Annotated in this window: 13 protein-coding genes; 6 read left to right on the top strand and 7 right to left on the bottom strand. The window is 62.3% G+C overall.

The features are described from left to right. Positions 1-4 precede the first annotated feature (4 nt). The gene (locus JMY29_RS07335; RefSeq protein ID WP_209783762.1) at positions 5-748 is read left to right on the top strand and encodes an ABC transporter permease; all 744 of its coding nucleotides are present in this window, start codon (positions 5-7) and stop codon (positions 746-748) included. Further along, entirely contained in the window at positions 745-1,359 is a 615-nt protein-coding gene (locus tag JMY29_RS07330; RefSeq protein WP_189075805.1) for a TetR/AcrR family transcriptional regulator, read from the top strand. The genes JMY29_RS07335 and JMY29_RS07330 overlap by 4 nt, the downstream gene beginning before the upstream one ends. A gap of 58 nt (positions 1,360-1,417) precedes the next feature. Here the strand turns inward: JMY29_RS07330 and JMY29_RS07325 are convergent, their stop codons facing one another. The 6 genes from JMY29_RS07325 to dxr all read right to left on the bottom strand — a co-directional run bounded on the left by JMY29_RS07325 (position 1,418) and on the right by dxr (position 7,175). Next, entirely contained in the window at positions 1,418-2,152 is a 735-nt protein-coding gene (locus tag JMY29_RS07325) for a DcrB/PsbP domain-containing protein (protein WP_189075806.1), read from the bottom strand. A gap of 75 nt (positions 2,153-2,227) precedes the next feature. Beyond that, positions 2,228-3,106: a GNAT family N-acetyltransferase gene (locus tag JMY29_RS07320; protein ID WP_064723203.1), complete on the bottom strand. Its 879-nt coding sequence runs from the start codon at positions 3,104-3,106 to the stop codon at positions 2,228-2,230. Continuing rightward, positions 3,069-4,235 carry a flavodoxin-dependent (E)-4-hydroxy-3-methylbut-2-enyl-diphosphate synthase gene (gene ispG, locus JMY29_RS07315; RefSeq protein WP_018779026.1) on the bottom strand — a complete coding sequence of 389 codons (1,167 nt, stop codon included), beginning with the start codon at positions 4,233-4,235 and terminating at the stop codon, positions 3,069-3,071. The genes JMY29_RS07320 and ispG overlap by 38 nt, the downstream gene beginning before the upstream one ends. Positions 4,236-4,282: 47 nt before the next feature. Next, positions 4,283-4,576: a YciI family protein gene (locus JMY29_RS07310; protein ID WP_018779025.1), complete on the bottom strand. Its 294-nt coding sequence runs from the start codon at positions 4,574-4,576 to the stop codon at positions 4,283-4,285. 43 nt (positions 4,577-4,619) lie between these two features. Continuing rightward, positions 4,620-5,951 carry a M50 family metallopeptidase gene (locus JMY29_RS07305; RefSeq protein ID WP_039240578.1) on the bottom strand — a complete coding sequence of 444 codons (1,332 nt, stop codon included), beginning with the start codon at positions 5,949-5,951 and terminating at the stop codon, positions 4,620-4,622. 36 nt (positions 5,952-5,987) lie between these two features. Further along, a complete protein-coding gene (gene dxr / locus JMY29_RS07300; RefSeq protein WP_039240576.1) occupies positions 5,988-7,175 on the bottom strand; it encodes a 1-deoxy-D-xylulose-5-phosphate reductoisomerase in 1,188 nt (395 codons plus the stop codon). 101 nt (positions 7,176-7,276) lie between these two features. Here dxr and JMY29_RS07295 point away from each other — a divergent pair, with 101 nt between their 5' ends. Continuing rightward, positions 7,277-8,713: a lipase maturation factor family protein gene (locus tag JMY29_RS07295; RefSeq protein ID WP_189075807.1), complete on the top strand. Its 1,437-nt coding sequence runs from the start codon at positions 7,277-7,279 to the stop codon at positions 8,711-8,713. Positions 8,714-8,722: 9 nt separating this feature from the next. On the opposite strand, the gene JMY29_RS07290 is transcribed toward JMY29_RS07295, so the two are convergent. Beyond that, positions 8,723-9,793, bottom strand: a complete 1,071-nt coding sequence (locus JMY29_RS07290) for a LacI family DNA-binding transcriptional regulator (RefSeq protein ID WP_055977964.1) — start codon at positions 9,791-9,793, stop codon at positions 8,723-8,725. A 247-nt stretch (positions 9,794-10,040) separates the two neighbouring features. Between JMY29_RS07290 and JMY29_RS07285 the strand changes: the two genes are divergently transcribed. From JMY29_RS07285 to JMY29_RS07275, 3 genes are read left to right on the top strand one after another with little or no spacing between them, the layout of a single operon-like run. Then, positions 10,041-11,369, top strand: coding sequence for an extracellular solute-binding protein (locus JMY29_RS07285; protein WP_018779020.1), 1,329 nt, complete (start codon positions 10,041-10,043; stop codon positions 11,367-11,369). Next, the gene (locus tag JMY29_RS07280) at positions 11,366-12,295 is read left to right on the top strand and encodes a carbohydrate ABC transporter permease (RefSeq protein WP_064723189.1); all 930 of its coding nucleotides are present in this window, start codon (positions 11,366-11,368) and stop codon (positions 12,293-12,295) included. The genes JMY29_RS07285 and JMY29_RS07280 overlap by 4 nt, the downstream gene beginning before the upstream one ends. 1 nt (position 12,296) lies before the next feature. After that, positions 12,297-13,202 carry a carbohydrate ABC transporter permease gene (locus JMY29_RS07275; RefSeq protein WP_018779018.1) on the top strand — a complete coding sequence of 302 codons (906 nt, stop codon included), beginning with the start codon at positions 12,297-12,299 and terminating at the stop codon, positions 13,200-13,202. The last annotated feature ends 5 nt before the right edge of the window (positions 13,203-13,207 follow it).

Raw genomic sequence — 13,207 nt, 5'->3', positions numbered from 1 at the left:
CCGGATGACGCTGGCTACGACCGCCCGGGTCCTGGGCCAGCTGCGTCACGACCACCGAAGCGTGGCAATGATCCTCGTTGTTCCCGCCCTCCTGCTGACGGCCGTCTACTTCCTCTATGAGAACGAATCCCTGCCGCCCGGGGTACCGCGCACGTTCGACCGTGTGGGCCTGATGATGCTGGCGATCTTTCCCTTCGTTGTGATGTTCCTGGTGACGTCCATCACCATGCTGCGGGAACGCACCTCCGGGACCTTGGAGCGGTTACTCACCACTCCTATCCACAAAGCCGATCTCCTGTTCGGATACGCCTTGGCCTTCTCCATCATGGCGGCCCTGCAGTCCCTGGTGGCCACAGCGGTGGCGTACTGGATCTTTGACTTGGATATCAAGGGAAGCCCTGGCCTGGTGGTGCTGATCGCCGTCATCAACGCGGTATTGGGTGTCGCCCTGGGCCTGTTGTGTTCGGCGTTCGCGCGGACGGAGTTCCAAGCCGTGCAGTTCATGCCGGTAGTGGTTGTTCCGCAGATCCTGCTGTGCGGACTCTTTGTTGCGCGGGAGCACATGAATGAGGTCCTGGACGGCATCTCGGGCGTCCTGCCGCTGACTTTCTCGGTGGACGCCCTGAAGGAGATCGCAGGCAATTCCGAGGCGACGTCGGCGATGTGGCAGGACGCCTCGGTAATGGCTGCGATCGTGGTAGGCGTATTGGTCCTGGCGTCGCTGACCCTGCGGCGACAAACGCGATGAGCCTCCCGCAGCTACGACGCGGCCGACGCAGTCAGGAAGATCACTCCAGGGAAGCCATACTGGCTGCCGCACGGGGGCTTTTCGCGGAGCAGGGGTTCGATGGAACAAGCCTGCGCCAGGTAGCCCGCGAATCCGGCGTGGATCCGGCCATGGTGCACCACTTCTTCAAGGGCAAAGACGAGCTGTTCGCAGCAAGCGTCGAATTGCCGGCAGACCCCGCGGCGGTCCTGTCCGACGTCGAAAACGCTGACCCCCAGGTGAGGGCTGAAGTCATTGTCCGCACCGTCCTGGAGCTCTGGGAAGGCCCGGCACAGCACGCCATGGTGGCCTTCGCCCGTGGAACCATCGGCTCCAAGGCCAAGACGGCGCTCATGAAGGAAGTGGTCAGCAGGGCGGTCCTGCCACGGATCATGGGGGGCTTGCCGGGCTCCGCCGCCGAAGTGCGGCTGCGCGGAAACCTGGTGGCTACCCAAGTGGTGGGCCTCATGCTGGCGCGATACGTGATCCGGCTACAGCCCCTGGCGTCCGCCCCACGCGAGGAAGTGGTCCGCTTGGTTGCCCCGAACATCCAGCACTACCTCACAGGCAACCTGGACTCCCCAGGTAAGTAGCAGTACATGCCGTAATGAAGCTCCAAAACGGCATGTACTGCTACACAGATTCCGGCGGCTACTTGATGAGATCGGCAGCCTGGTCCAGCATCGCCTCAAGCTTGGGAAGATCGGAGTCCGAGACCTTCGTACCGGTGGACTGTGCCACCAGGACGACTCCGCTCTTGACCGTGCTGACGAACAACTGTTCCTGCGATCCAGCTGGCCCCGCCGCGGTGCTGTGGTAGGCAATGGCCCCCGGAGTCTTGGCGGAGGTGGGCAGCGTCTTGATGCTGGCGTGTACCGCATTTCCCATGACCGTCATCTGGATGTCACCACAGGCAGCGAGATCCTTGGCACTGTTCTCGGCGACGGCTTTGACCTTGTCCTCTGCAGCACCGGAGAACAAAGACAGCAGGTAAGCCGTCTCTGCCGTTGAACTGGCCGAGGCGCCGATGCTCATCGTGGCTCCTTCTTCCATCTGGATACCGCCACCAGTCAGGAAGCTGGTGCAGGACGCGGGCTCAATGACGCTGTTCGCCACAAGGTCCTTCACCTGCTGCAGGGTGTCTGCCAAGCGGTCGTCAGGCATCACCATAAGTCTGGTGCCTTTGCCGTCACGGACATCTCCGACCATCTTTGTTAGCTCCGCCTTTGAGTACGTGCGGAACTCAACGGTCGTCGGCGTCGGCGTCGCAGTTTCGCTGGCCGGAGCGGACGCGGCGTCCGTGGAAGTGCCGGCACCGCCGCATGCGGTGAGGCCCATGACCAACAGTCCTGACACGGCAAAACCGCGCAGCGCATTCTTATTCATTTGTTCCCCAGGGAAGGTTGAGTGATGTGGTGGCGTGCGCCAACCGAGACAAGACTACAAGTCGCGGCCAGCGACCTAAAACAGGACCGTCGCGAAGGTGCCAACCTGTTCAAATCCCACGCGCTCGTAGGTGGCCCGGGCTTTGGTGTTGTAGTCGTTGACGTACAGGCTCGTCACCGGAGCGAACGTCCTTGAGAGGTTGACGACGGCGGCCATGTACCCGGCGCTCTGGCCACGGCCACGCAGTTCCGGATTCATCCACACGCCCTGCACCTGGGTGACATCCCGTGTGACGGCACCCAGCTCGGCCTTGAAGACCACCGTGCCGCTTGTATCGATGTGAACCAGGGAATGGCCCTGCCGAATAAGGCCGGCCACCCTCTTGCTGTAGAACTCCTGGCCTCCCAGGAAGGGAGAGTAGCCCACTTCTTCCTCAAACATGGCAGCACAGGCGGGAAGGATGCGGTCGAAATCCACCATTGAGCCAAAGGTGAGGGCCGGATTGGCACCGATGGCCGGGCCGCCGGAGATGCTGAGAAGTGGCTGCTCGGCGCGGACCTCATGGGCCACATGGCCCAACTGCTCGAACCGGGCATAAAGCGCAAGCACAGTCTCGGCCGGTCCGAAGATGGAAGCGTACCGGCGTCCGGTCTGGTGGGCGGCGTTGGCCACGTAGCCGGCCAGCCCGGGCTCCAGCTGCACGGGAACCAGATTGGCGCCGGCCCAGCAGGCACCCAGGAGCGTGTCGCCGTCGAAAACTCCGAAAACGCTGGCCCCGCCGCTGGTAGGCGCCGCCGTTCCGGTACTTTCCAGATGGGCAAGGATGAAGACGTTGGCTACGGCGTCTTCGTTTGCGAGCGCGCGAAGAGCCAGGGTGTCGGCACCGCCGAGCACCCTGACCCCCAAGCCGTTCTCGTTACGAGACGCTAACCACGGGGCTACCCTTGACAGCATCTTCGCCATCGGCCTCCCCCATCTCTTCAGCGATACGCATGGCCTCTTCGATCAGTGTCTCAACAATTTCGCTCTCGGGCACAGTCTTAATGACTTCGCCCTTCACGAAAATCTGGCCCTTGCCGTTTCCGGAGGCCACACCGAGGTCTGCTTCGCGTGCTTCACCGGGTCCGTTGACTACACAGCCCATCACCGCAACGCGCAACGGAATCTCCATGCCTTCCAGGCCGGCAGTTACCTGCTCGGCGAGGGTGTAGACATCCACCTGGGCGCGGCCACAGGACGGGCAGGAGACGATCTCGAGCTTGCGTGGGCGGAGGTTGAGGGACTGGAGGATCTGGTTGCCAACCTTGATTTCCTCCACCGGTGGGGCGGACAGGGAAACGCGGATGGTGTCGCCGATGCCGCGGGACAGGAGCGCACCGAAGGCCGTGGCCGACTTGATGGTTCCCTGGAAAGCCGGTCCGGCCTCCGTCACACCGAGGTGGAGGGGCCAGTCGCCCTTCTCTGCCAGCATCTCGTAGGCGGCCACCATGATCACGGGGTCGTTGTGCTTCACGGAGATCTTGAAGTCGTGGAATCCGTGTTCTTCGAACAGCGAGGCCTCCCACACGGCGGATTCAACCAGCGCCTCGGGCGTTGCCTTGCCGTACTTCTTCAGGATGCCGGGCTCCAGGGAACCCGCGTTGACGCCGATGCGGATGGACGTGCCGTGGTCCCGGGCCGCTGCCGCGATTTCCTTGACCTGGTCATCGAACTTGCGGATGTTGCCCGGGTTCACGCGGACGGCGGCACAACCTGCTTCGATGGCGGCGAAGACGTACTTGGGCTGGAAGTGGATGTCGGCGATCACCGGAATCTGCGACTTCCGGGCGATGATCGGCAACGCTTCGGCATCATCAGCGGAGGGGCAGGCAACGCGCACAATGTCGCACCCTGATGCAGTCAGTTCCGCGATCTGCTGGAGGGTGGCGTTGATGTCCGTGGTTGGCGTAGTGGTCATGGATTGAACACTGATCGGCGAATCAGAGCCAACGCCAACCGAACCAACCTTGATTTGTCGCGTCTTGCGGCGCGGGGCAAGAACGGGTGGTGGGGCTGCTGGCATTCCCAGGCTGACCGAGGTCACGTGGACTCCTTGGGTTGGGGTGATCGTTGAGGTGGAGGACGCCGGGGCTAGGAAGCGTGGGCTGCCAGGACGCCGATGATGGGGGCCCATTCGGTGGTGCGGATACCGGCGATAACCCCGGCTTCGGCAAATGGATCCTGCTTGAGGAGGTTATTGAGTTCGGCTTCTTCCGCAGCCTTGAAGATCAGCAAAGCGCCGGCACCGTCACCATAGGGGCCGCTGGCAAGCAGCTTGTCGTCCTCAGCCAGTCCGGCGAGCCACGCACGGTGTGCTGGCCGGGCTTCGTCGCGGAGGGCGTCGGAATCGGCGACGTATACGTACTCAACAGCGAAAACAGTCATGGAGCTAGCCTATCCCCACAGCCCGGTCGTCAATGTTCATGGGTCAGCCGAAAATGTTGACGGGCTTGACGATGTCCGCGTAAATCAGCAGGACGCTCATGCACAGCAGCAACGCCGCCACGACGTAGGTCACCGGCAGGAGCTTCGCGATGTCGAAGGCGCCCGGGTCCGGCTTGCCACGCAACTTGGCCAACCGCCGTCGTGCTCCTTCGTACAGGGCACCGGCCACATGGCCGCCGTCGAGCGGCAGGAGCGGGATGAGGTTGAAGATGGCCAGGGCGAAGTTGAGCCCCGCCAGCAGTCCGATCAGGGTCCCTATCCGGGCCTGCAGGGGTACCTGTTCCATGGCTGCCACCTCGCCGGCCACGCGGCCGACACCCACCACGCTGATGGGGCCGTTGGGGTCCCTGGGCTCCTCGCTGAAGGCCGCTTTGGCGACGCCGACCACCCTGGCGGGCAGGTTGAAGATCACACCGGAAATTTGCTTGATGTTCTCTCCCGCCATGGGAAGGACAGCCGACGCCGGTTGGGGAACCAAGGCGCTTTGCGCACCGATGCCAAGGAAGCCGACTTCCTGGTATTTGAGGACGCCGTTGGCGTCCTGCTCGGGGCGGCCGTCCGCCCCGATGACCGGGCGCGAGGAAAGAACCGGCGTCACGGTGGTCTCCACGCTTGCACCATTGCGTTCCACCGTGATGGGTACTTCCTTGCCCGCGGAGGACCTGATCCAACTGGTCAGTTCATCCCAGCTGGTGACGGCCTTGCCGTCGAAGGAGGTGACCTTGTCATTGGGCTGAAGCCCTGCGGCAGCTGCCGGGGTGAGCTTGCAGTCGGCTGAATCAGGGTCCACGGTTTCGCCTGCCGCCACCTGGCATTTGGAGACATCGGAGATCGTGGTTGTTGCCTGGGCAACGCCGAATCCCATGAGCAGCACGGCCAGCAGGACCAAGCCAATCACCATGTTCATGGCCGGTCCGCCGAGCATGATGATGATTTTCTTCCAGACCGGAAGCTTGTAGAAGACACGCCCTTCGTCTCCGGGCCCTACTTCTTCATGGGCGACCGAGCGGGCTTCGGTGGCGAGGGTCTGGAACATGCCGGTGCTTGAAGGGCGGACTCCGCCGTCCTCCTTGTTGGGCGGATACATGCCGATCATCGAGACGTAGCCGCCCAGGGGCAGGGCCTTGAAGCCGTACTCCGTTTCGCCCTTTTTCCTGGACCACAGCGTCGGCCCGAAGCCGATCATGTACTTGGTGACGCGCACCTTGAAGAGTTTCGCCGGCACCAGGTGGCCCACCTCGTGCAGCGCGATGGAGACAGCGACGCCGATCGCGACGAAGATAACTCCAAGAATGAAGAGAAGGACGGGACTCATGCCGGTGGGACTGCTTCCGTAAAGGTATGGGGGGGGTTACTGGGCGCTGCGTGAAGCTAAACGATCGTGGGTTCGGGCTCGTGCCCACTTCTCAGCATCCAGCACGGATTCCACCGTTAGCTCAGAGGATCCTGAGTGTTCGCTGAGGACGGACTCCACCGTGTCAACGATGTCCGTGAAGCGGATCCGGCCGGAATGGAAGGCCTCAACGGCTTCCTCGTTGGCCGCGTTGAACACCGCCGGGAAGGTACTCCCCTGCTTGGCTGCGTCCTTGGCGAGGTCGACGGCCGGGAACGCCACGGCATCGAGGGGTTCGAACGTCCAGCTCGTGGCCTGCGTCCAATCGCAGGCCTGCGCGGCCCGGGGCACTCTGTCGGGCCAACCCAGTCCGAGGGCGATGGGAAGCCTCATGTCCGGGGGCGACGCCTGGGCAATGATGGAACCGTCCACGAACTGAACCATGGAATGGACCACGGATTGGGGATGGACCACCACCTCGATCCGATCCAGGGGGACGTCGAACAGCAAGTGCGCTTCGATCACTTCCAGGCCCTTGTTTACCAGGCTGGCCGAGTTGGTCGTCACCATGAGGCCCATGTCCCAGGTGGGGTGGGCCAGCGCTTCCTGCGGAGTGACGTGGTGGAGTTCCTCACGGGTGCGGCCGCGGAACGGCCCACCGGAAGCGGTCAGGATCAGTTTCTCCACTTCCTGCTCGGTGCCGGACCGGAGACACTGTGCAATGGCGGAGTGTTCGGAGTCGACGGGAACAATCTGGCCCGGGCGTGCGGCGGCTTTGACCAGGGCACCGCCGACGATCAGCGACTCCTTGTTGGCCAGGGCCAGCGTAGCTCCCGTGCCCAGCGCAGCGAGTGTGGGGGCCAAGCCAATGGAACCAGTGATGCCGTTAAGGACAACATCGCAGTCGATGGCGGCAATCTCCGTTGAGGCATCGGGGCCGACGAAGATCTGCGGAGCGAAGTCCGGCACGCCCGCTTCCGCGGCCGCAGCGGCAATGAACTGCTGCAGGGTGGCAGGATCGCCCTGGGCAATGCCCACCGCTTGCGCCCGGGTGTGAACGGCCTGCTGGGCGATGAGTTCCAGGTTTCCTCCGCCGGCGCTCAGTGCCACCACCTCGAAACGGTGCGGGGCGGCGTCGACGACGTCGATCGCCTGCGTGCCGATGGAACCAGTGGACCCGAGGATGACGATCTTGCGCGGCTGCATTCCTTAAGTATCCCAGCCGGCACGAGGGCCTGCGAACGGGACGGGAACCCCTGCGGCCCTGCACTGCTTGACCGCCGGGCTCCCCTGCGTACCGTGGGATTGTGGAATGGCTGTCCTGGTTTGATGCGTGGGACCATGAATTCGCCCGGCAGGTGTTGCAGCGCGGCACCGCGGCACTCTACGCGGTTGCGTTCCTTTCGACACTGAACCAGTTCCCTGCCCTTTTGGGCGAACGGGGATTGCTACCGGTACCGGCATTCCTGGACCTTGCACGCCGCTTGGCCAGGCCGACTCTTTTTCGCTGGCACTACTCGGATGCGCTGCTCCGGGCCGTGTGCCGGGCGGGGATCACAGTGGCGGCCTTACTGCTGATCGGCCTCCCGCAGGCCGGTCCTCCCTGGCTGCCCATGGTGGCTTTCCTTGCCCTGTGGTTCCTGTACATGTCGATCGTCAACGTGGGCCAGACGTTCTATGGGTTTGGATGGGAGATCCTCCTCCTCGAGACGGGATTCACGGTAGCGTTTCTTGGTTCGGACCAGACGCCCCCACCCACCACCATCCTCATCCTGATCACGTGGCTGGTCTTCCGGCTGGAGTTCGGTGCCGGGATGATTAAGATCCGCGGCGGACGCGAGTGGCGCGACATGACAGCGATGTTCTACCACCACGAAACACAGCCAATGCCCGGCCCGCTCAGCCGGCAGGCCCACCTCCTCCCCCGCCCGCTGCACAAGGTCGAGGTAGCGGGAAACCATTTTGCGCAGCTGGTGGTGCCGTTCTTCCTTTTCGCACCGCAGCCGGTCGCCAGCGCCGCCGCGGGCGTCATCATCGTCACCCAGCTGTGGCTGGTGGCTTCAGGGAACTTCGCGTGGCTGAATTGGGCAGCGATCATCCTGACCTTCGGAGCGGTGGGCGACTCCGCGGTCCATGCCGTCTTCCCGTTCATCCCGCTTGAGTGGCACTCAGGCGCCGAAACCCCGGCGTGGTGGCTCGCCGTCGTCGTTATGGTCAGTGTCCTGCTGCTGGTCCTGAGCTACCGTCCGCTCCTGAACCTGTTTTCGCGTCAGCAGCTCATGAATGCCAGCTTCAACCGATGGCGCCTGGTCAATGCCTATGGGGCGTTCGGGACGGTCACCAAACAGCGGATCGAAATCGTCGTGGAGGGCACCCTGGACGAGGAACCTGATGCGCCCGATGACCGCTGGCTGGAATACGGCTTCAAGGGAAAGCCCGGCGACGTCCGGCGCCTCCCGCGCCAATGGGCGCCCTATCACCTCAGGCTGGACTGGCTGATGTGGTTCCTGCCGCTGCGAACCGTCCACGAGGAATGGTTTTATGCCTTCCTCAACCGACTTCTGGAGGCCGACAAAACAACGCTTGGGCTGCTTCGCCAAGACCCGTTCGACGGCGAACGCCCCCGCTGGGTGCGTGCGCGCAGCTACCTTTACCGCTTTGCCAGCCGTGAGGAGTACCGCGAAACCGGCGATCGTTGGGTTCGGTTGCTGCTGTACGAAGCCATTCCGCCGCTCCGGCTCTGACTGCCGGCGTCAATCCGCCTGGCGTCGGAGACCTGCCGGACTCTGCTGCGTACGCGGCGGGGCGGTGGACTCACGCACCACCAGATGGGTGGCAAGTTCGACGCGCCGGGAGTCGATTTCCTCTCCGCTCCGTTGGCGGAGAATGAAGCTCAACGCTGAACGGCCCATTTCCAGCAGGGGTTGCGATACCGAAGTCAGTGGCGGCAGGGACTCTTCAGCCTGCGTCGTGCCATCGAATCCCACCAGGCTCATGTCGTCCGGAATGCGGATGTTCTGCCTCCTGGCTTCTGCCAGGACCCCAAGGGCGATGCTGTCGCTGGCGGCGAAGACCGCCGTGGGGGGATCGTCCAGGGCCAGGAGCGACTTCATCGCCGCCACCCCGGTTGACGAACGGAACGGACCTGCCGAGACATACTCCTCCACAACCGGCACGCCGGCGGCCATCAACGCGGCCATGTAACCATGCAAACGGGCCTGGCTGCATTCGGCGGCCGCCGGACCTCCAATGTACGCAATGCGACGGTGCCCCAGTTCCAACAGGTGGGAAGCCGCCGCCTTTCCTCCTGCCCAGTTGCTTGCTCCGACGCTGAAGACGTCTCCCGGTGGCGGGTTGAGCGGATCCACCACGACCACCGGAATGCGGCGTCGCTGGAAGGCCTTAAGCTGCCCTGGCCCGAAGGCCGAGGTGACGACGATCATGCCGCTGCGGCCCTCATCGAGCAGGCGCTGGGCACGCTCCTCCGGGTCCATGGGCGATGCTGACTGCCTGCTGGTGACGGAGAGGATCACTTCCATCTGCGAGGCCGCGGCATGCTCCATTATTCCGTTGAGCACCTCCACGGAGTACGCAGAGTTCAGCGAATCGAAGACCACCTCCACGGCTTGCTGCGCGGGAGGACTCTTGCGCTGAAGCGGGGAACGGTAGCCCGTTCTGTGCAAAGCCGCGAGGACACGGTTACGGGTCTCCTCGGCCACGTCCTGCCGGCCGTTAACCACCTTGGACACGGTTGGCGCGGAGACGCCAACTTCCTTGGCGACGGCAGCCAAGGTCAATTTGGGCGGACGCACTTCTCGAACCATGTTCCCCAACTTTCGAAATCTTTCGACGTGTTTTCAGTATCGGCGATAAATCTGACGCGTGCAATTCACCGGATTTATCGCCGTCGATCTTTACGAGGAGACCCTTGACGGACTGTGACGCAGGCTTTAGTTTAGACCGTGACCTAAATCATGGCATCGAAATTTTTCGATAAATTTCGGGCCAGGCACTCTGTTCGGCAGTAAGCACCAAGGCTTGCTCAGTGATGCGACTACCCCTGGAGAAGCAATGAAGCAGTTCCAATCATCCCGGCGTTCCTTCCTGGCCCTCGCGGCCGTGACTCCCTTCGCCGCCATGGCCACAAGCGCCTGCGGCACGTCCGGTCCAGGCGGTGCGAGCGGCGGAGGCGGAGCCAGCATGTGGTTCCTTACAGGCGAGCCCAACCAAACCACCATGCAGAAGGCCGTGGATGCATTCGGATCGGCCAATCCCGATAACAAGATCGCCGTCACGTACTTCCAGAACGACGCGTACAAGACCAAGATCAAGACGGCCATCGGGGCCGGCCAGGCCCCCACGATCATCTACGGCTGGGGTGGCGGTGGCCTGAAAACGTACGCCGACGCGGGACAGGTTGAAGACCTCACCAGCTGGTTTGATTCCAACCCGGACCTCAAGGACAAGTTCTTCCCCTCCTCCTTCGGAGCAGCAACGGTTGACGGCAAGATCTACGCCCTTCCCAACCAGTACGTGGCCCCGATCGTCCTTTTCTACAACAAGGACCTGTTCGACAAAGCCGGAGTCCAGCCGCCGAAAACCTGGGAAGACCTCATGTCCCTGGTCAAGACCTTCAACGACATGGGCGTAGCCCCGTTGTCCCTGGGCGGACAATCCCGCTGGACCTCCATGATGTGGCTGGAATACTTGCTGGACCGCATCGGCGGCCCCGAGGTCTTCAAGGCTATTTTCGATGGCAAGCCCAACGCTTGGATGGACCCGGCCGTCATCGAAACCGGCACCAAGATCCAGGAACTGGTCTCCGCCGATGGCTTCATCAAGGGTTTCTCCTCCATCACGGCGGATTCAAAGGCAGACCAGGCCCTCCTGTTCACCGGCAAGGCAGCGATGATGCTGCAGGGCTCCTGGACCTACGGCGCCATGAAGAAGGACGGCCAGAACTTCGTCCAGAATGGAAAGCTCGGTTTCGTAAACTTCCCGACCATTGCCGGCGGCAAGGGAGACCCGAAGAACGGCGTGGGCAACCCGGCCCAGTACATGTCGATCTCGGCCAAGGCCACGGACAAGGAAAAGGAATCGGCCAAGAAATTCTTCAAGGACGGCATCATGACAGATACGGTCATCGACGCCTACATCAACTCCGGCTCGGTTCCGATCGTCAAGGGCATTGAAGACAAGCTTGCCTCGTCCCCGGACAAGGACTTCCTGAACTTCGTCTACGCCCTGGGCAAGGACGCCCCCAACTTCCAGCAGTCCTGGGACCAGGCCCTGAGCCCCACCGCTGCCGAAGCCCTGCTGAACAACATTGACCAGCTCTTCCTCAAGTCGATCACCCCGCAGCAATTCGCTGAGAACATGAATGCCACCCTGGGCAAATGAGTTCCATAACCTCTAACAGGGCTGCCTCTGGTACACAAAAGACCCAAGGAAGCGTGCAGCAAAGATCCGCGCTTCCCTGGCTGACGATTCCGGCCTTGTTCTTCTTTGTCGTCTTCGCCGTTGTACCGCTTCTCGGGGTACTGATCCTGAGTTTCACCAACTGGGACGGCATCGGCGCCATTGGAGCAGCCGGAATGGAGAACTGGACGTCGGTCTTGTCCGACCCCGAGCTCTACAACTCCCTTGGCCTGACCTTCATGATCATGATTGTGTCCTGGCTCGTCCAGACGCCCATCAGTCTGTTGCTGGGGGTCTTTACCGCGGGAACGCAGCGATACAGGGCTGCTCTGGCCGTGTTGTACTTCCTGCCCCTGCTGCTTTCCTCGGCTGCGGTCGCCATCGCCTACAAGGCGTTGCTGGACCCGAACTTCGGCCTGGCCATGGGCCTGGGACTTCCGTTCCTTGCCCAGGACTGGTTGGGAGTGCCCCAGCTGGCGCTCGGACTGATCATCTTCGTTATCGCCTGGCAGTTCGTGCCGTTCCACACCCTGATTTACCAAGGTGGCGTGCGGCAGATCCCCAAGTCGCTCTATGAAGCGGCCCAGATCGACGGCGCAGGAACCATCAAGCAGTTCTTCCACATCACACTGCCTCAGCTGAAGTACACCATCATCACGTCCTCAACCCTGATGGTTGTTGGGTCGCTGACGTATTTCGACCTCATCTTCGTCCTCACAGGTGGCGGACCGGGTAACACCACCCGCATCCTGGCCCTCGACATGTACTTGCGCGGCTTCCGGGCCAACCTCATGGGACCTGCAAGCGTCATCGCCGTCATCCTTGTCGTCATTGGCCTGGCGCTGGCCCTATTCCTCCAACGCCTGGGCGGCAAGGACCAACAGGGCAGCCAACTGGAAGGTATGTAACGTGAGTACTGTCCTCAAGAGCGACTCAAAACCCGGAACACCCGCCTCTGCGGCATCGTCGATCAAAGCCAAGCAAAGCCTTGGCACACGGATCAGGCGGCTCAACATCCCCGGCGGCCTCGGCGGCTGGATCTGGCTCGCCGTCATCATCATTCCGGTCTACTACATCGTCATCACCAGCCTGAAGACCTCCGAAGGCTATTTCGGACAAAATCCGATGGCGCTGCCGACAGCCCCCACCCTGGAGAACTACCAGCTGGTTCTTGAAGCCAACTTCGCCACTTACTTCATGAACAGCGTCATCGTCACACTGGGATCGGTTATCCCCACGGTCCTGATCGCCTTCATGGCGGCCTTCGCGATCGTGCGCGGCAAGGGCAGGTACTTGAAGTTCGTCAACGGTGTCTTCCTGATGGGACTGGCAATTCCCCTTCAGGCCACCATCATCCCGATCTACCTGATGATCATCCGACTGAATCTCTATGACAGCCTGTTGGCCATCATGCTTCCGTCCATTGCGTTCGCCATACCGCTGACGGTATTGATCCTGTCCAACTTCATCCGCGACGTTCCGAACGAGCTCTTCGAATCCATGCGCCTGGACGGGTGCAGCGAGTGGCAGACCATGTGGCGTTTGGCTCTTCCATTGACCAAGCCCGCCATCGTCACCGTGGCTATCTACAACGGCCTGCATGTCTGGAACGGCTTCCTGCTCCCGCTCGTGCTCACCCAGAGTCCCGGACTGCGCGTCCTGCCCTTGGGTCTGTGGTCCTTCCAGGGTGAGTTCAGCGTCAACATCCCTGCCGTTCTCGCCTCGGTCGTGCTGAGCACGCTGCCCATCCTGGTGATCTATGTCCTTGGACGCCGCCAATTGGTCAGCGGCCTGACCGCAGGCTTCAGCAAATAGAAAGG

The organism is Paenarthrobacter nicotinovorans (genome assembly GCF_021919345.1).
Taxonomy (GTDB): domain Bacteria; phylum Actinomycetota; class Actinomycetes; order Actinomycetales; family Micrococcaceae; genus Arthrobacter; species Arthrobacter nicotinovorans.
This window is presented reverse-complemented; position numbering and strand designations above follow the sequence as displayed.